The sequence below is a fragment of the Pantoea ananatis PA13 genome, assembly GCF_000233595.1.
In the GTDB taxonomy this organism is placed as follows: domain Bacteria; phylum Pseudomonadota; class Gammaproteobacteria; order Enterobacterales; family Enterobacteriaceae; genus Pantoea; species Pantoea ananatis.
On the sequence record NC_017554.1, the window covers coordinates 796807 to 815797 of the forward strand.

Sequence of the window (18991 nt, forward strand, 5' to 3'; positions counted from 1 at the left end):
CTTTGCTATGCATAAAACGAGTTTTATCGCCTTGCTGATGCTTAGCGTCAGCGGTGGCAGCCTGGCGGAAAGCACCAGCGTCGCCGTAAATGGCCAGCGCGTCAGTCTTGAGGCCAACAAAGCCCCGATCCACACGCCGGAAAATGCCAGCGCGGTGGCGCAGCTGCCCGCCAACTATCATTTTGCCGTACCGGGCGCGTTGACCGTGGCGGTAGCGGCGCTGAATTCCCCGCCGCTCACTGTTTTTTCGGATGACAATAAAACGCTGCTGGGTAGCGAAGTCGATATTGCCAGGCTGGTGGCCGACAGCCTGGGGCTGAGGCTCAACGTGGTGCCGGCCTCCTGGGAAGACTGGCCGCTCGGCGTGGCCTCGGGAAAATATGATGCCGCCATTACCAACATCACCGTGACGAAGGCGCGCAAAGAGAAGTTTGATTTTGCGACCTACCGTAAAGACTCGCTGGGGTTTTACGTCAAAACCAGCAGCCCAATCCAGTCGCTGACTAAAGCCGATGATATTGCCGGACTGCGCATCATTGTGGGGTCCGGAACCAATCAGGAGGCGATTTTACTCGCCTGGGATAAAGAAAATCAGGCCAGGGGCCTTAAGCCTTTCACGCCGATTTACACCAAAGATGACGCCGCCCAGACGCTGGCGCTGCAGGCCGGACGAGCGGATGCGTACTTTGGCCCTAACGTGATCGGTGCCTGGAAAGCGGCGCTCAACGGCAAAACCCGCCTGGTCGGCAGCGTTGATGGGGGCTGGCCGAAAGCCGCGCACATTGCCGTCACGGTAAAAAAAGGCAGTGGGTTAGCTGAACCCATCAGCACCGCCCTGAACGGCGTCATTCAAAATGGTGACTATCAGAAGGTGCTGGATCGCTGGGGCGAGGGCGTTGAACGCATCGACCATTCCGAGATTAATCCACCGGGTTTGGGTGACTAAGGAGCGCATGATGAGTGAACTGCAATTCCGCGAGCTGTCACCGGATGCGCCGGAGCTGGTGCCCATCCTGACCGGTTTATTCGGTGAATATGCGGCCCGCTATGGCGATTATTTCAGCCGCCATCAGGAACAGGAGCAGGCCGAATGGTATCTGCCGCCGCACGGCTTATTTATTGTGCTGGAGCGCGACGGCGAGATTATCGCCATGGGCGCGTACAAACCTTACGACGCGCACACGGCAGAGCTGAAGCGCATCTGGACGCGTGGCGACCTGCGTCGTCAGGGGCTGGCGCTGGTGGTGCTAAAAGAGCTGGAGCGACGGGCGCTGCGCGCCGGTTATCAGCGCCTGTTTCTGACCACCGGTTTCCGCCAGCCCGAGGCGGTGCGCTTATATACCGGCCACGGCTATGAGCCGCAGTTCGATCTGAGTGGCGATCTGGAGCGTTTCGGACAGCCACCGCACGATGGACGCTTACGCTTCATCAAAGTCATCGACGTGCACAGCGTTGCGCAGGCAAGTTAAGGAGCGAGCATGCGTCATCAACAACAACTTCATGTGGTGCCTGCCCGCTATCCCGCCCGCACCCTGGGCGCCGTGGTAGCGCTGTTTATCCTGGCGGGCGTGGTGCAGTCGGTAGCGTTTAATCCACGCTGGGAATGGGGCGTGTTTGCCCGCTGGTTCTTTGATCCGGTAATTTTACATGGCCTGGGGCAAACGCTGCTGTTGACCCTGCTGGGCACGGTGTTCAGCCTGCTGTTCGGTGGCGTACTGGCGCTGGCGCGGCTCTCATCGTCCTGGCTGTTAAGCAGCCTGGCATGGGGATACATCTGGCTGTTTCGATCGCTGCCGCTGATCGTGGTGCTGATCATTCTCTACAACTTCTCCTATCTCTACGACACGCTCTCTCTTGGCGTGCCTTTTACCTCGCTGTCATGGGGCCATTTTCAGACCATCAATGTGCTGGGCCAGTTTCCCGCGGCGGTGATTGGTCTGACGCTGGTACAGGCAGCCTACAGTGCAGAGATCATTCGCGGCGGCTTTCTGGGTGTCGATCACGGTCAGGTGGAAGCGGCTTCCGCCCTCGGGCTGTCCGCGTCGCGTCGCACCTTTCGCATCATTCTGCCTCAGGCGTTACGCGCCATTATTCCGACGGCATTTAACGAGATTATCAGCCTCGCGAAGGGCACGGCGATGGTCTATGTGCTGGCGATGCCGGAACTGTTTTACACCATCCAGATGATCTACAACCGCAACCAGGAAGTGATCCCGTTACTGATGGTCGGCGCGGCCTGGTATCTGATTATCACCACCGTCCTGTCAGTGATTCAGCACAGCGTTGAGCGCTGGCTGGCTCGCAGCGTCAGCCGTGAACCCCAACCGTCGCGCTGGCGACAATGGCGCACTCGCGTCGCACCGCTTAATCCTGTTGAGGAGATCGGCCATGTCCGAAGCCATTGATTACCATTTATCCCCTACCACCGGAGCCATCAGCATTACCGGCGTCAGCAAACGTTTCGGCAGGCTCAAGGCGCTGGACAACGTCTCGCTGGATCTGGCACCCGGTTCCGTTACGGTGATTCTGGGGCCATCAGGATCGGGAAAATCGACGCTGCTGCGCACCATTAACCACCTGGAACGCGTGGATGAAGGGTTTATCCAGATTGACGGTGATTACATTGGTTATCAGCGTCGGGGTGACAGGCTATATGAGCTGAAGGAGCGGGCGATTCTGCGTCAGCGCATTAACGTGGGCTATGTCTTTCAGAACTTCAATCTGTTTCCCCATCTTACGGTACTGCAAAATTTAATCGAAGCGCCCATCGCGCACCGTCAGCTCTCGAAGCGTGAAGCGATAATCCGTGCCGGTGAGCTACTGGATATCGTCGGCCTGCGTCATAAGGCCGATGCGTGGCCCCGGCATCTCTCTGGCGGGCAGCAGCAGCGCATTGCCATTGCCCGGGCTTTGATGCTGCAACCCCGGGTGATGCTGTTTGATGAGCCAACCTCGGCGCTGGATCCGGAACTGGTCGGCGAAGTGCTGGACGTGATTAAAAAGCTGGCCCGATCGGGCACCACGCTGGTCATCGTGACACACGAAGTGGGATTTGCCCGCGAGGTAGCTGACAACGTGGTGTTTATGGTGGACGGAAAAATTGTCGAGCAGGGCAGCAGTAGCCAGGTGTTAAACCACCCACGACATGAGAGAACGCGCCGCTTTCTGGCGCGCGTACTCTAAGGGGCCAGAATGAGATATGCCTGTGTGACGCTGTGCGCGCTGCTGGTGAGCGGCGCGGTTTTTGCCGAGGAAAAACCGGATGTCGCCCGAAATGAACAGCCGATTCACGCGCCCGTGAACCCTGAGGCGGTTAAAAAAATTCCGGCGGATTTTCATTTTGTTGAGCCCGGCACGTTAACGGTAGCGACTTCAGCCACTCACTCACCGCCGCTGGCGCTGCTGGCGGCGGATAACGTGACCCGCATTGGCAGCGATCCGGATATTGCCCGCCTGCTGGCGGACAGCCTCGGGCTCAAACTTAAACTGGTACCGGCTTCCTGGGAGGACTGGCCGCTGGGGATCAGTGCCGGGCGCTATGACGTGGCCATGTTTAATATCGCGGTGACCGAAGAGCGGAAAAAGAAGTTTGATTTTGCGACCTATCGGGCCGATAACCACGCCTTTGCCGTCAAGGCGGACAGTCCGATCAGCGCGATAACTTCTCCGCCAGACGTGGCGGGCAAACGCATCATCGTGGCCTCCGGCACCAATCAGGAACGTATTTTACTCAGTTGGGACGCACAGAACCGGGCGAAAGGATTGCCACCGGTCACGCCGATTTACCTGACCGACGATGCCTCGGCCACGCTGTATCTGCTTTCAGGGCGGGCAGATGCGATGTTTGGTCCGCACGCCGTGGCGGCCTGGAAGGTGGCGTCACGCGGCCAGACGAAATTAGTCGGCGAGGGGCCCTACCGCGCCTGGGTAGCGGTGACCACGAAAAAAGGCAATGGCCTGGCCGCGGCGCTGCAAACCGCGCTGGATGGCACTATTGCCGGCGGGCAGTATCGCCAGGTGTTACAACGCTGGGGCGAGCAGGATGAGGCGATTACCCATTCGATGGTTAATCCACCCGGGATTATTTACTGAGTAAAACGAGCCAGCCAGGCGCTTCCGTTAAGGCCCATGAACGTGCACCGACCCGTCAGCTCTGGCGGGTTTTTTTATTTCCTTGCAACAGCCCGCGCAGCAGATCGGGGCGGTGTCATCGGCCCGTCATTTTCTGGCGGTATTGGTCTTCATCTTCGCGCTGACGGCGGCAAAAAAGCGGGCGGTTCAGCGGGCAACGATGGCCGCCGCACCGTTTACAGATTAATCCTACCAGATAAAAAAGACTTAGCGGGTTAAGGAGATATTGTTAACAACTAATTTGGCTTTGGTTAGCGAGTTAGAGTGATTATGTAAATTGTGATGTATAGCGCACATTCCAACCCTGCGACCTTTGTCACACTAAAGAAAAAAAGGAGACATTGTATGACTGCCCAAACTTCCAGTCTGATGTTGCTGATGTCTTTCGCAGCAGGCACATTTTCAGCTGGGGCATCAAATAACCCACAACATTTGATGTTCGCCAGCCCGTCTGCCGGCGTACCAAACAATCCGCTGCCGCTGATTATCTGGCCACGCGTGGTGCCGGAGGACGAAGAGAATATCGCCACCTGGTTCGAGGAAACCTTTGAAAAAAATGGCTGGCCGCCTGACTGGCGCGATCAGTTGTTTCCCTATATGCACTACCATCCTAATACGCATGAGCTTCTTGGCGTCGCTGAAGGCTGGGCGGAAGTGCTGTTTGGGGGCGACAGTGGCCGCATGATTACCCTGCGGGCAGGGGATGCCGTGCTGATCCCTGCGGGTGTCGGGCATCGACAGGTTTCCGCCAGCGAAGATTTCCTGGCGGTAGGTGCCTATCCTGAAGGGCTGAAGCCTGAAATTCTGCGCGATGAAATCGGCCAGCTCAAACTGTCCCAGGAAAAAGTGAAAAAAGTCCCGTTGCCAAAACGGGATCCCTTTACGGGTAAAGCGGGCGCGATGACCGAGATCTGGACCCCGGTTGCCGCCATGATGCACAACCCGTAGCGCGCACAGGGACCGGCTGCCCAAAAGGGATGAAGACGTGGCTGCAGAGGTTTGGCAGCGGCAACCGGCCCCGCTGCCTCCTGCTGAGAGGCGGCCAGGAGACGTTAGCGCCTTTATAGCAACCAGTATTAAGATTTTTCATATCCCGGCGCCGCGCCGAGCCGGCGAAATATCCTGTCTTATCCTGCTGTTTTTCCTGATGAAAACCTGTTTAGGCGCTCATGTGCCGCTGACAGCGCCAACAAATTTGCCTGCCGACCTGCCGTAATTCATAAAAGTGCAAACAATGCGACTTACTTTCGCTGTATCTCCGGGACAGGCACGAAAGGTTAACTATGTTTTCAGTCGATCAGGTCATTGAACGTTTCTGGCCGAACCAGCGTCCTGCCAACTGGCAGAAACGGATATTGAAGTGGATTCTACGTGAAGATGAATTCCAGCGCTTTGCCGCGCGCTATCCCCACCTGAAAGGGCTGGATATGGTCGAGCAGGTACTGGAACATCTTGACGTCCGTTGCGAACTTAGCGAGCGCGATCTGGAGCAGATCCCATCGCACGGACCGGTGGTGATCGTGGCGAACCATCCACTGGGTACCATCGACGGCATGGCGTTACTGCATGCGATATCTCAGGTTCGCCGCGACGTGAAAATCGTGGCGAACCGGCTAATTATGCTGCTGGAACCGCTCAACAGCCTGATGTTACCCGTCGACAATATCGGTAACCGCACCAACCGCCAGCAGCTGCAGCACATGCAACAGCACCTGAGCAATCAGGGCGTCCTGATTATCTTCCCGGCGGGCGAAGTGTCCCGCCTGACCAGCGCCGGCGTGCGCGATCGCGAATGGCATCACAGCTTTCTGCGCCTGGCCGCGAAAGCGCGCGCGCCGCTGGTACCGGTGCATGTCGAAGGTCGAAACAGCTCACTGTTCTATGCCACCGCGAAAGTCGCACCGTCCGTGGCGATGCTGATGCTGGTGCGTGAAATGTTTAAACAACGCGGGATGCGCATCAAACTGCGTATCGGCGCGCAGATCCCCTTCGCGCACTGGCACGATGGCCATACGCCCGGCAAAGAGCTGGCAAAGCGCGTGCGAAAACATGTTTACCGCCTGGGGCAGGGCAAAAAAGGGCTCTTCCAGACAGAATCCGCCATCGCGCTGGCGGAAGATCGTGCCGAACTGAAAAAGGCTCTGCTGCAAAGCGAGTTGCTGGGCAATACGCCTGACGGCAAGAAGATCTATCTGTGGCGGCGTAACGGGGCGACCTGGGTGCCGATACTGCGTGAACTGGGACGGCTGCGTGAGATTGCCTTTCGTGCCGTCGGTGAGGGCAGCGGTCGCCGACGGGATCTCGACAGCTACGATGATGACTACTATCACCTGATTCTGTGGGACGACGCAGAGCTGGAAATCGTCGGGGCTTACCGGTTTATCCCCGGTGGCGAACAGCTGGAACGACGCGGCATGGAAGGCCTCTACAGTCACAGCCTGTTCCATTACGACGAACGCATGATCCCTATTCTTCGTCAGAGCATTGAACTGGGCCGCAGCTTTATTCAGCCCGCCTACTGGGGTAAACGCGGGCTGGACTATCTCTGGCTTGGCATCGGGGCTTACGTGGCCAGATATCCCGAGGTGCGCTATCTGTTCGGACCGGTTTCCATCTCTGGCACTATGCCGCTGGCGGCGCGCGATTTGCTGGTCGCGTTCTATCGGATCTATTTCCCAACGGACTTTCCGCTGGCGACCTCGCGCTGTCCTTATCCGGCCTCTCTGCCTGCCGTACTGGCCCAGTTTAGCGGCAATGATTACAAAGAGGATCTTCAGCGGCTGAAGCAGCTGCTCAGTAACCTCGGCGTCGCCATCCCCACGCTCTACAAACAGTATTGCGAAGTCTATGAGCCAGGCGGGGTGCAGTTTATTGATTTCGGCAGCGACCCGGACTTTAACAACTGTATTGATGGGCTGGTATTGGCAGATTTAACCAAAATCAAGCCATCGCGCTACGAGCGCTACGTGGCGGTCCATCTGCCGAAGTAGCCCGGTGTCACGGTCCTGTCATCAAACTGTCGTAACGTCTTGCACAAAACGTACACGGCAAAGGCGACATCAACATGGCCGCAATTTCACTCTCCGGGCTGAATAAAGCCTTCGCGGCGCAGCCGGTCCTTGAGGCGGTCTCGCTGGAGATCCAGCAGGGTGAGTTTATCGCCGTGCTGGGCCCCTCCGGCTGCGGCAAAACGACCTTACTCAGGTTAATCGCCGGATTTGAAACGCTGGATCGCGGCGAGATCTGGGTGGACGACACGTTGTTTGCCTCCCCGGATTTTCATCTGCCTCCCGAAAACCGCGATCTTGGCGTGGTGTTTCAAAACTACGCGCTGTGGCCGCATATGACGGTGGCTGAAAACGTAGGCTACAGCCTGAAAGTCAGCGGCGTAAACCGTGCCGATCGGGAAGAACGTATCCGGCAGGCCCTGGCGCTGGTCGACCTGCTGGCCTTTGCCGATCGCCGCCCGGCCGATCTGTCCGGCGGTCAGCGTCAACGCGTAGCCCTGGCCCGCTGCCTGGTGGCAAAGCCCCGGCTGGTCCTGCTTGACGAACCTCTGGCTAACCTTGACGTGCATTTGCGTGCCGCCATGGAAGAGGAGTTTCGCCGTTTTCACCGTCACAGCGGGGCCACCTTAATTTATATCACCCACGATCAGCGCGAAGCGATGGCGCTCGCCGATCGCGTTGTGGTGCTGAATGCGGGGCAGGTCATGCAGTTTGCTTCACCACAAACCCTGTGGCGTGAGCCCGCTAATGAGATGGTCGCCACCTTTATTGATGAGGGGCGCGTGCTGCCGGTAAAAGAGATTGAACCGACAGGCCAGGGCCAGGCATCGGTGATGCTGTTTGGTACACGGATGCGGTTGCGCTGTGCCGCGCATCAGACAGCCTTGCCGCAGGGTAAAGCCAGCTTTCATCGGGCCAGTTTCCGCCTGGCGGCTGACGAAACCGGCCATTTCACCGCCAGGGTTGAACGCCTGATTTACCGCGGCGGCCATTACGACATCCATCTGTCTCCACAGGCAGAGCCTGAGGTTTCCATCACGCTGGCCCTTGACGATGTCTCTGCTCTCAGGGTTAACGACACCGTAAATATTGCCGTGACTGACGGCTGGATTCTTCCCGCATAAAGGACTTCAGACAGTATGAAAAAACTCATGCTTACCTCGGTTACATCTCTGCTCTTCACGGCTGCGCTGGCAGGCCCCACGCTGGCGCTGGCGGCAGACAAGCCTGCCGGCACGCTGGTGGTCTACACCTCGCAGGCACCGGAAATTGCGCAGCAAACCATGGACGCGTTCAAAGCGGCCTATCCCGGTATTCAGGTGGAATGGACGCGCAACGGCACCACGCAGTTAATGAACGTGCTGCACACGGAAATGATGAGCGGCAAGGTGAAGCCCGACGTGCTGTTGGTTGCCGACGCCATCAACCTTGGCGCACTGAAGAAAGAGAAGCAGCTCTATGCGTATCAGGATGCGCCCGTCGATCACCTGAAACCCGCCTTTTATGACCGGGATAAAACCTTTTTTGGCACCAAAATTATCGCCACCGTGATTGCCTACAACACGCAGCGCGCTAAACCCGTTAACAGCTGGAAAGCCCTGCTAAACGCGGACAACAAAGGGCAAATTGCCATGCCCAGTCCGCTTTACTCCGGGGCTGCCTTGTATAAGCTGCACACGGATATCACGACGCCTGACATCGGCTGGAACTTCTATAAACAGCTGGCGGCGCTGGGCATCGCGCCGCAGGGCGGTAACGGACCTGCGTTAAAAGCCGTAGCGAGTGGACTGGATAAATATGGTGTGATTACCGATGCCGACATTATCCGGGCCAAAAAACAGGGATCGCCCATCGACCTGGTCTATCCCGAAGAGGGCGTGTCTTACGTCACGGAACCCGTCGCCATTATGAAATCGGTGCATAACCTGCCTGCCGCGAAAGCCTTTGTGGATTTTCTGCTGTCAGAGCCGGGACAGAAACTGGTGGTTCAGCAGGGTAACCGGCCGGTCGATGACCGCATTGCCGCGCCTGAAGGCTTTGTTCCGGTAGACCAGATCAAACTGCTGACCCCGGACGTGGAGAAGGCGGTGGCCGATGATGCGCAGGTGCGTGAACAGTTTACCGCGCTATTCGGTGGCTGAGAATGAGCGTGCTGAGTAACGACTGTCAGCCTCGCCGGGTGCATCGCACGCGCTGGCGTTTTCGCGCTGAACCCTGGGTGCTAGGGCTGCTGGTGCTGACGATCGGGCTGCTGTCCGTGGCGCCTTTTACCCGGCTGATCTGGACAGCGATGGCCCCGCAGGGCGTACCGGATTTGACACGGCTGACGCAGCTGTTGATCAGCCGCCGGGTACTCAGCGCCACGTTAACGACCTTAAGCATCGGGCTGAGCGCCACCCTGTTGTCGCTGTTGCTTGGCACGCTCGCCGCCTGGCTGGTTGCGCTGAGCGATATGCGCGCTAAAGCAGCCTGGGTCTTCGCCTTTATCTTACCCCTGATGATTCCGCCACAGGTGACGGCACTTGCCTGGCTGCAGGCGCTGGCGCCAGGCAGCCTGCTGGCATCGCTGTTTCAGCTGCTGGATTTACCTTGGTTCGCGCCGGGTGAACAACCGCTCTATTCATGGGGCGGAATCGTACTGCTGCTGGGCCTGCACAATGCGCCGCTGGTGTTCCTGACGGTGCGTGCCGGGCTGCGTCGTTTACCGGCAGAACTGGTGGAAGCCGCGCAGATTAGCGGCGCTTCGCACGGGCAAATCCTGCGCACCATTATTTTACCGCTGGCGCGTCCCGCCATCTTCGCGGGCGCGGCGCTGGCTTTTGTGGCGGCGGTCGGGAATTTTGGTATTCAGGCGATGCTGGGCATTCCGGCACGCCTGCCGACCTTAATTACGCTCGTCTATCAGCAACTTAACGCCATTGGCCCCAGTGCGCTGCCGGATACGGCCGTCTATTCTTTGCTGATTGCGCTGATCACCTTAACCGGCATGATGCTGAGCGGCTGGCTGGGCGGACGGCGTGATGTTCGCGTGAGTGGCTCGCCGCGCCCGTTTCAGCAACCGCTTAACGGCGCGCGGCTGCCCACGGAGGTGATGGCCTGGCTGTGGATGGCGGCTACGCTCATCATGCCGGTCAGCGCGCTGCTGACCAGTGCGCTGACGCGCGGCTTTGGTCAGGCCTTGACGTGGCAGACCCTGACGCTGGAAAACTTTTATCAGGCGCTGTGGGGCTATCCCGCAATACGCCATGCTTTCGCGACCAGCCTGTGGCTCACCTCGCTGGCGACGCTGATGCTCACGGTCATGGCGCTGTTTCTGGCTTTCTTCCTGAGCTGGCGACGCACGCGACTGGTGCGCGGCCTGTGGTTTGCCAGCGAGCTGACTTATGCGCTGCCCGGTATCGTGACAGGCGTGGCGGCAATCCTGTTTTTTCTACCGCCGCTTCCTCTGCTGGCGGTCTCGATTTACGGCACGGTCTGGATCATTCTCGCCGCCTATCTGTCCAACTTCCTGGCCTTGGTCTTGCGCCCCACGCTGGCGGGCTTCGCACAAATTGACCCCTCGCTGGATGAGGCCGCGCGTCTGTGTGGGGCGGGGTTTCTGCGCCGCATGGGCGATATTTTACTGCCGCTGGCGGCGCCGTCTGCGCTGGCGGGAAGCCTGTTGGTCTTTCTGACCGCACTGAACGAAATTCAGGTCTCGGTGCTGCTGGTGACCTCCGATACGCAAACCCTTGGGCCAACCATTATCTTTCTTGATGAGGGCGGCTCTGCACCGCTGGCTGCCGCCGTAGGATGCCTGATGATTCTGGTTGTTCTGACCTTGATGTTGCTGGCGACGCGCCTGACGCGCGCGCTGCCGCAGGGAGTATTGCCATGGCAAGCCTGACCGTGGTGAGCGGCGTGGGGGGAAAGTTGCCCGCCGCTTTCCTGCTTGAGATTCAGGGATACCGCCTGTTGTGGGATCTGGGCGCGGGGCCGGAGCCCGGCGTAAGGCCGGATTTAACGGTCACGGGGCACGTCGATGCCATCTGTCTGACCCATTCTCATGGCGACCATACAGGTGCACTCGACAGCTGGCAGGCGTTGGGATCGCCGCCGGTTTACGCCACGGAGCTGACCTGGCAGCAGTTGGGAGAGTGCCCAGTACCTGCGCGATCGCGGCACGCATTGCCCTTACGCGGGCAGTGCGCGGTTGGCCCGCTTAATCTGTTTACCGGCCGGAGCGGCCACTCACCGGGATCCGTCTGGTTTCACCTGCCGGTCGCGGGCGGCATCACCTACATGGGCGACTGGAGTCGCGAATCACTGCTGCTGCCTTTTGACCGACCACCACGGGCGCGCTGGTTGATTACCGATGCCTCTTACGGCGACCGTCATCAGCGACTTAATCAGCAGGTTGACGCGCTGGTACAGGCTGCCCGCCACGGGGCGGTGGTCACGGCGCCGTTGCACGGCAGAGGCCCGGAGATGGCACTGCGGCTACGAGCAAAAGGATTACCGGTGGTGCTGTGCCCGCAGGTGCGGGAAGACGTGTCACAGCTGCTGGCGCAAAATGCGCTGCCGGCCGCCACGGCGCTGGCGTTGCTGCCGTTGCTGCGTGAGCCGACGCCTGCGCAATGGCGACCTGACAGCGTTATCGTCGCGGCCGATGCGGTGGCGGACAGCGGCCTGGCCGCCTTGCTGAGCCAGCGACCCGAGTTCAACCTGATTTTTAGCAGTCATGTCGCTCGCGGCACGCGGGCCTTCGCGATGCTACAAAACGGCTCAGCGCAGTGGTTGCCCTGGAATGTCCATCCCCCGCTGGACGATCAACTGGCGTTGATCAAACACAGCGGAGCGGAACAGGTCATTCCCGCTTTTGTCGAGCCGGCATTGTGCCAGCAGTTAATCGCCCGAGCGTCTGCCACGCTCAGCTGGCAGCGTCACTTTACGCTGTCATCCCGCTGGGAAAGCTTTGCCTGATCGCATTAGCTGTAAAGCCCGTGCTGCTGCACCGGCGCATGACCCGGATTATCCCGGATGCGTCGTACCGAGTCGCGTACCACCAGCTTGCCGTTCAGCAGCAGATTACCGGGCGGCAGGTTTGGATCTAAACGCAGCGCCTGAAGCATTTTGACGGCGGCCTCGCCCAGCTCGTCTCGCGGAACCTGAACCGAGGTTAACGGGATCTCCTGCACGGTGGCCAGGTTGAAACCATCCATGCTCATCACGGACACATCTTCCGGCACCCGCAGGCCCGCTTGCTGTAACGCCTGCACCGTTCCGGCGGCAATATAATCGCCACTCGCCAGAATCGCCGTAGGGCGCTGCGCCTGCGGGCAGCGACGCAAATAGTCGCCCAGACAGGCGCTGGCTTCGCTGCTGCTAAAACTGTTGAGCGTAATCAGGTGCTGGCGGCTGTCGAAGCGCAGATTCATGGCATGCCAGGCATCGCGTACACCCTGAAGCCGCTGCTCCATGGTGTAACGCCGAAGGCAGTGCAGCGACAGAATTTGCCGATGGCCCTGTTCAAACAGATAGCGCGCGGAAAACTCGCCAATAAGCTGATGATCCGGCGACACCGAGGGCAGGCGCATTCGGCGGTCGCGGGCGTTGATCAGCACGCAGGGTTTGTTCATTTCGGCCGCCAGCTGATGAATGTGTTCATCGTCGATACCGATCAACAGCGCGGCTTCCGTCTGCTGCATCTTGTCGATAAACAGCGCGGCATCACTTTCCACTTCTTCCAGCGGGCAGTAGCGCAACCGCACATCGTGCGGTTTAACGGCTTCGCTGATCCCCTGGATCACCTTGTAATAAAAGATATCCGTGCGGATATCGAATGCCCGCGGTGGCGCAAATACCATCAGGTCATTAAGCAACAGCCGACCATGCTGAAGATTATCCAGTACGCCTTGCTGTTGGGCGATGCGTAACACTTTGTCGCGCGTGGCGGCGCGAATATTGGCTTTCCCGGCAAGGACGCGCGAAACCGTGCTGATCGACACGCCGCTCAGGGCAGCAATTTCGCTCACTTTTAAGCTTTGCTTCATTCTGTGATCGCCCTCAAATCTGCAAATGAAAAAATTTTCATAAGGTGCTGAATCGTGTCCCTGCTGGTCTGCAAGGGCATTTTTGTTATTTCCCGATAGTGCCATGAAAAGGTTTGCAAAAAATGGGCTGTACCCACGTTTTCGGCTTTTTTAAGGTCGGATCAGATAAACAGGCTCGCTGCGCGGCAACGCGTCAATCACTGGCTACAGGAGTTTCATCATGAGTCTCGACTCGACCACCCGCACTCACGCGTCGTCGCGCCCGCTGCGGATGATTAAAAATTTGCGCTGGTGGATGCTGGGCATGTTCCTGCTGGGCGTCACGGTGAATTACATCACCCGTAACTCCCTGGGGATTCTGGCACCGGAACTGAAAAGCACCCTGAATATGACCACGGAGCAGTATTCCTGGGTCGTGGCGGCTTTCCAACTGGCCTATACGCTGTTTCAGCCTGTGTGCGGCTGGTTAATTGATGTTATCGGTCTGAAAGTGGGCTTTTTGATCTGCGCCGTTATTTGGTCTGTCACCTGTCTGCTGCACGCCGGGGCAGGAAGCTGGTTGCATCTGGCGCTGTTACGTTTTGTGATGGGCGCATCAGAGGCGGCAGCCACGCCCGCGAATGCCAAGGCCATCGGGGAGTGGTTTCCGAAAAAGGAGCGGCCGGTAGCGGCAGGCTGGGCGGGCGTTGGCTTTTCCGTCGGCGCGATGCTGGCTCCGCCCATTATTTATATCGCGCATATCTCGTTTGGCTGGCAGGGCGCATTCCTGCTCACCGGCGGGCTGGGTTTGATCTGGGTGGCGCTCTGGTGGTGGGGCTATCACTCGCCTGAACGCCATCCGCGCCTCTCGGATGAGGAGCGGGCGTTTATTACCCAGGACAACGAAGTCATCGGCGAAAAGCTGCCGTTTTTCACTGCGATGAAAGTGATTGGGAAAGAGAAGAAGTTTTACGGAATCGCTATTCCGGCTTTTTTAGCCGAGCCCGCCTGGGCGGTCCTGAGCTTCTGGGTGCCGCTCTACCTGGCCAATGAACGCGGCATGGATCTGAAGCAGATCGTGATGTTCGCCTGGCTGCCGTTCCTGGCCGCTGACTTCGGCAGCGTCGCCAGCGGTTACCTGACAAAACTCTACGTGCGCTGGTTTGGCTGCTCCCGCGTGAACTCCATCGTCGCCAGTTCCGTCACCGGGGCCGCGCTGATGATCTCGCTGGCACTGATGACGCTGGTTAAAGATCCCTATCTTGCCATTGCCCTGATCTCCATCGGCGGTTTCGGCCACCAGGTGATTTCCTGCATGTTGAGCGCGCTGGTGGTTGAGCGTTTTGATCGCCGCCAGATGGCGACGGTCAACGGCATGCGCGGGTCCTGCGCCTGGATAGCCAGCTTTATTTTTTCACTGATTATCGGCGTTACCGCCGACACCATTGGCTTCAATCCCTTGTTTATTGCTATGGGCTTTTTTGATCTGATTGGCGCGGTTTTTCTGGTGATGTTTATTGCCGAACGCCGCCAACGTACTGCTAAACAGTGAGGGTAATCTCATGAAAACACTTAAGACATGGACGCTACATCAACAAACGCCGCATTTTGTCGAACTGAAAGTCGAGCAGCGTCACTTTTTACGGATTTACGTATTAGAAAACGGCCTGATGCGCGTGCTGCTGAAACGCGACGGGGAACTGGCGCTGAACCGCACCTGGAGCATTGCCCCGCAGGAGGATGTGCCCTGGGAGGGGCGCGACCGCGAATCGCTGGAAGGTTTTACGCTGCCCGCCTTTACCCTGCAACAGGAGGCGCAACAAATCCGTCTGGCCACGGATCGACTGCGGGTTACCGTGCATTATCCCCTTTGCCTCAGTTGGGAACATTTTGACGGCACCGACTGGCAGCCGCTGGCGGTCGATCGCCATACCGGGGCTTACCTGCTGAACATGCATGGCGATGGCGTGGAACATTATCAGCGTCGTCAGCCGCAGGACCGGGTTTACGGCCTGGGTGAAAAGAGCGGCGATCTCAACCGGGTCAATCGCCGTTTCGAAATGCGCAATCTGGATGCGATGGGCTATAACGCTGCCAGTACCGATCCGCTCTACAAACATATTCCTTTCACGCTGACCCAGCGTGACGGCGTCAGCTTCGGGCTGTTTTACGATAACCTCACCAGCAGCTGGCTGGACCTGGGGAATGAGTTAGATAATTATCATCTGCCTTATCGCCGTTACCGCGCAGAGGCGGGCGATCTGGATTACTACATGATGCTGGGCCCGACGCTGCTGGAGGTGACCAAGGCATTTGTTCGCCTCACCGGCCGGACGCTCTTTCAACCGAAGTGGAGCCTGGGCTACAGCGGCTCCACCATGCACTACACGGATGCGCCTGATGCGCAGCAACAGCTCCTGTCCTTTATTCAACTGTGCCGCGAGCATGAGATTCCCTGCGATTCGTTTCAACTGTCGTCGGGCTACACCTCCATCAATAACAAGCGCTACGTGTTCAACTGGAACTATGACAAGGTGCCGAATCCCAATGCCATGTGCGCTGCTTTCCATCAGGCCGGGATGAAGCTGGCGGCCAACATCAAGCCCTGCCTGTTACAGGATCATCCACGTTATAAAGAAGTGGCGGATCAGGGGCTGTTTATCCGCGATTCGGAACAGGATCGGCCTGAGCGTTCCGTATTCTGGGATGATGAAGGCTCGCATCTGGATTTCACCCATCCCAAAACGGTGGCGTGGTGGCAGCAAAACGTCACTGAGCAGTTGCTGAAAAAAGGGATCGATTCGACCTGGAACGATAATAACGAATATGAAGTCTGGGACGGCGAAGCACGCTGCTATGGCTTTGGCCAACCCATTGCGATTAAGCACATCCGACCGGTGATGCCGCTGCTGATGATGCGCGCCTCGATGGAGGCTCAGCAGCGCTTTGCCCCGGAAAAAAGGCCGTACCTGATTTCCCGTTCAGGCTGCGCAGGCATGCAGCGCTATGTGCAGACGTGGAGCGGGGATAACCGGACAAACTGGCAAACCCTGCGCTATAACATCCGTATGGGGTTGGGAATGAGTCTGTCGGGCCTGTTTAACGTCGGGCACGATGTGGGCGGGTTTGCCGGCGATAAACCGGATGCGGAGCTGTTTGTGCGCTGGGTACAGAATGGCGTGATGCATCCCCGTTTTACCATTCACTCATGGAATGACGATCACACCGTCAACGAGCCCTGGATGTATCCGGAAGCCACATCAATGATTCGTGAGGCTATTCGCCTGCGTTATCGCCTGATGCCGTATCTGTATACGCTGGCCTGGCAGGCCAGCGAGCAGGATGAGCCAATGCTGCGGCCAACCTTCCTCGATCACGAGCACGATCCGCGCACCTATGACGAGTGCGATGATTTCATGCTGGGGCGCGATTTGCTGGTGGCAAGCGTGGTTGAGCAGGGCGCCCGTCAGCGCCAGGTCTATCTGCCAGATAACGCCCACGGCTGGTATGACTGGCACAGCGGTAGCTGGCTGGCGGGGGGACAGTCGGTAATGCTGGATGCGCCGCTGGATCGTCTGCCGTTACTGGTCCGTGCCGGTGCTGCCATTCCACTGGGACAGTGTGAAAGTACCACCGATGCGCAGCGTGATAACGTACGGGAACTGCAGCTGTGGCCTGCGCCGGGCAATGCGACCACCTCCGGCGAACTGTTTGACGACGATGGAGAAACGCACGGCTGGCAGAAGGGCAATGCGCTTTGGCTGAGCTGGACGTTAACCAGCAGCGCGTCAAGGTTGGAGCTGAGCATTGAAAAGCGGGGAGATTATCAGCCAGCGTGGCGTGATATGGCGATTAGCTTACCGCCGGGCGAGAAGCGTCCGTTGTGGGTCAACGGGGAAATGACAACCTGTTACCGACTGGCGTAACTCAGAGCGCAAATCACACTACCGGCCCACCTGCGTGGGCCGGTTTATTTTAGGCGGAGTGGGTTTCGGTGCTCATGCGTCCAAGGTCTTTATCGACCAGGAACAGACCGTTACCGCTATCGCCAACCATCGCCAGTTTATCCAGCACGGTTTTAAACAGCTTCTCTTCTTCATGCTGTTCTGCAACATACCACTGCAGGAAGTTGAAGGTTGAATAGTCCTGCGTTGTCATCGCTGAGTGCGCCAGTTCATTGATTTTACTGGTAATCAGCTTCTCGTGATCCAGCGCCTGAATCAGCACTTCGTTCAGTGAATTGTAGGCAACGGGCGGTGCAGCAATGCTGCCCAGCACCGGCATAGCACCGGTATCGCTCAGATAGTCGAACAGGCGCTGCATGTGTTCCATCTCTTCACGCGAATGCATTTTCAGGAAGGACGCTGCGCCCTCATAGCCTTTATCGCTGCACCACGCACTCATTTGTAAATAGAGATTGGCGGAGAAAAATTCGAGGTTCAGCTGGTCGTTTAAACGTCCAGTCATTTCAGCAGTCAGCATGGCCGCGTCCTTTGAGTGTTAATAAATTAGTGGTGAATTATGCAACAGGCTGGTAACGAATGGGAAGCCTTTTATTGAAAAATTTGCAATTTATCTGGTTGATTTAAAAAGAATTATTTCAACTGTTGAATGCGAGCGATTATCATTGTGGTCAGCTTTTCGGGTCGCCAGTTGTCACTCCCTAAGCCGGTGCGCCTGGCTTCCGTGCGGCTTCCTTTACCGGCAGGTCAGGCTGGATGCGGCCTGGCAGGAAGGCAAGGGTGACCCGGCGATGAACTGGCTGCAGCGCATGCGCAAGAAATGCCTGACCAGAGATTTGTGAGGCAAGGCGTGAAGGTGAATCTTATGCGGGTTCATCGCGAAGAAATCGCATAAACTTTTCGTGAAATGCCACCGTTAACCCTCAGGGTGAATATGCAATCTGTCAAAAGCCATGCTGAATTTTACGACGTCCAGTTTTCAAAAGAAGATTTCACCGGTCTGACGATCGCTGAAACGCATTTTGAAGACTGCGAATTCAATAACGCCAACTTTACCTCTGCGGTGTTTTCGGCCTGCAAGTTCATCAACTGTGTGTTTAATCACTGCAATATGAGCCTGCTGAACCCATCCAATAGCCGCTTCTTTGGCGTTCACTTCAATGAGTGCAAGCTGACCGGCATTGACTGGACGACAGCCTACTGGCCCGATTTTTATCTGGATCACGAACTGCATTTTCAGAAATGTATTCTGGCCAGCGGCTCTTTTTTTGGGCTGCGGTTGCAGGGCTTAAAAATGGAGGCATGCAAACTGACAGAGGTGGATTTCAGGGAGTGCGATTTAACCGGCGCAACGCTCACCGAATCGGACCTGACGGGCAGTTTATTCAATCACACCGTGCTACGTGGCGCAGATCTCACAGAATCCTGGAATTACGCCATCAATATCTTCCATAACACGGTCGATAAAGCCAAATTTTCTCGCCTGGAAGCGGTTTGTTTGCTGGAAAGTCTGGGCATCGAACTCGTCGATTAGTCGAGGCCTGAGGAGTAGCAGCCCCCGCGAATACGCTTTATGGGGCAGGTTTCGTTCGGGGTAACGCCTGGCCACCCTGACGCGCTACCGGTGCGGCGGCCTGCCGTTTCTGACTGACGCCACTTTCTCTTCCGTACGCTGTAGGCCAATAGCACAAAATATTGTATGCTATGCCGCCTTAAAGTTGACCAGGTAACCGGAAGCACGCCAATGTAACTTTGCGCTCACCCCGCGACGACATAAAGTCGCATTTGGCACCGTTTATCCGCCGGTAAGGTTCTGCCGGCCACCGTGATTTATCTGCCGCGCCTGTTAGCGCGTGGCTACGTTGAGAAGAATTCACTC

Annotated in this window: 16 protein-coding genes; 14 read left to right on the top strand and 2 right to left on the bottom strand. The window is 57.6% G+C overall.

The annotated features are described in order from the left end of the window. Positions 1-7 precede the first annotated feature (7 nt). The 11 genes from PAGR_RS03895 to PAGR_RS03955 all read left to right on the top strand — a co-directional run bounded on the left by PAGR_RS03895 (position 8) and on the right by PAGR_RS03955 (position 12101). Positions 8-946 carry an ABC transporter substrate-binding protein gene (locus tag PAGR_RS03895; protein ID WP_014605055.1) on the top strand — a complete coding sequence of 313 codons (939 nt, stop codon included), beginning with the start codon at positions 8-10 and terminating at the stop codon, positions 944-946. Positions 947-956: 10 nt separating this feature from the next. Further along, positions 957-1469, top strand: coding sequence for a GNAT family N-acetyltransferase (locus PAGR_RS03900; protein ID WP_014605056.1), 513 nt, complete (start codon positions 957-959; stop codon positions 1467-1469). A 9-nt stretch (positions 1470-1478) separates the two neighbouring features. Next, positions 1479-2405, top strand: a complete 927-nt coding sequence (locus PAGR_RS03905; protein WP_014594602.1) for an amino acid ABC transporter permease — start codon at positions 1479-1481, stop codon at positions 2403-2405. Further along, positions 2389-3183 (top strand): amino acid ABC transporter ATP-binding protein, encoded by a 795-nt coding sequence (locus PAGR_RS03910; RefSeq protein ID WP_014605057.1) that lies wholly within the window; start codon positions 2389-2391, stop codon positions 3181-3183. The genes PAGR_RS03905 and PAGR_RS03910 overlap by 17 nt, the downstream gene beginning before the upstream one ends. A 9-nt stretch (positions 3184-3192) precedes the next feature. Further along, positions 3193-4092: an ABC transporter substrate-binding protein gene (locus tag PAGR_RS03915; RefSeq protein WP_014594600.1), complete on the top strand. Its 900-nt coding sequence runs from the start codon at positions 3193-3195 to the stop codon at positions 4090-4092. Between the two features lie 384 nt (positions 4093-4476). Next, the gene (locus PAGR_RS03925; protein ID WP_013027187.1) at positions 4477-5079 is read left to right on the top strand and encodes a cupin domain-containing protein; all 603 of its coding nucleotides are present in this window, start codon (positions 4477-4479) and stop codon (positions 5077-5079) included. A gap of 335 nt (positions 5080-5414) precedes the next feature. Continuing rightward, a complete protein-coding gene (olsF, locus tag PAGR_RS03935; protein WP_014605058.1) occupies positions 5415-7121 on the top strand; it encodes a bifunctional ornithine lipid synthase OlsF in 1707 nt (568 codons plus the stop codon). Positions 7122-7195: 74 nt separating this feature from the next. Next, positions 7196-8263 (top strand): ABC transporter ATP-binding protein, encoded by a 1068-nt coding sequence (locus PAGR_RS03940; protein ID WP_014594597.1) that lies wholly within the window; start codon positions 7196-7198, stop codon positions 8261-8263. A 15-nt stretch (positions 8264-8278) separates the two neighbouring features. Next, positions 8279-9280, top strand: a complete 1002-nt coding sequence (locus PAGR_RS03945) for an ABC transporter substrate-binding protein (RefSeq protein ID WP_013027184.1) — start codon at positions 8279-8281, stop codon at positions 9278-9280. A 2-nt stretch (positions 9281-9282) separates the two neighbouring features. Further along, entirely contained in the window at positions 9283-11025 is a 1743-nt protein-coding gene (locus PAGR_RS03950; protein ID WP_014605059.1) for an ABC transporter permease, read from the top strand. Beyond that, complete coding sequence (locus tag PAGR_RS03955) at positions 11013-12101, top strand: MBL fold metallo-hydrolase (RefSeq protein ID WP_014605060.1); 1089 nt, start codon at positions 11013-11015, stop codon at positions 12099-12101. Before PAGR_RS03950 ends, PAGR_RS03955 begins: the two co-directional genes overlap by 13 nt. A gap of 5 nt (positions 12102-12106) precedes the next feature. On the opposite strand, the gene PAGR_RS03960 is transcribed toward PAGR_RS03955, so the two are convergent. Continuing rightward, positions 12107-13171 carry a LacI family DNA-binding transcriptional regulator gene (locus tag PAGR_RS03960; protein WP_015699526.1) on the bottom strand — a complete coding sequence of 355 codons (1065 nt, stop codon included), beginning with the start codon at positions 13169-13171 and terminating at the stop codon, positions 12107-12109. Between the two features lie 220 nt (positions 13172-13391). Between PAGR_RS03960 and PAGR_RS03965 the strand changes: the two genes are divergently transcribed. Together PAGR_RS03965 and PAGR_RS03970 are read left to right on the top strand one after the other, a co-directional pair. Continuing rightward, positions 13392-14702, top strand: coding sequence for an MFS transporter (locus tag PAGR_RS03965; protein ID WP_013027180.1), 1311 nt, complete (start codon positions 13392-13394; stop codon positions 14700-14702). Positions 14703-14712: 10 nt separating this feature from the next. Beyond that, complete coding sequence (locus PAGR_RS03970) at positions 14713-17076, top strand: glycoside hydrolase family 31 protein (RefSeq protein ID WP_014605061.1); 2364 nt, start codon at positions 14713-14715, stop codon at positions 17074-17076. 49 nt (positions 17077-17125) lie between these two features. Here the strand turns inward: PAGR_RS03970 and ftnA are convergent, their stop codons facing one another. After that, positions 17126-17632 (bottom strand): non-heme ferritin, encoded by a 507-nt coding sequence (ftnA, locus tag PAGR_RS03975; RefSeq protein ID WP_013027178.1) that lies wholly within the window; start codon positions 17630-17632, stop codon positions 17126-17128. A gap of 414 nt (positions 17633-18046) precedes the next feature. Here ftnA and PAGR_RS03980 point away from each other — a divergent pair, with 414 nt between their 5' ends. Beyond that, positions 18047-18646: a pentapeptide repeat-containing protein gene (locus PAGR_RS03980; protein WP_014605062.1), complete on the top strand. Its 600-nt coding sequence runs from the start codon at positions 18047-18049 to the stop codon at positions 18644-18646. The last annotated feature ends 345 nt before the right edge of the window (positions 18647-18991 follow it).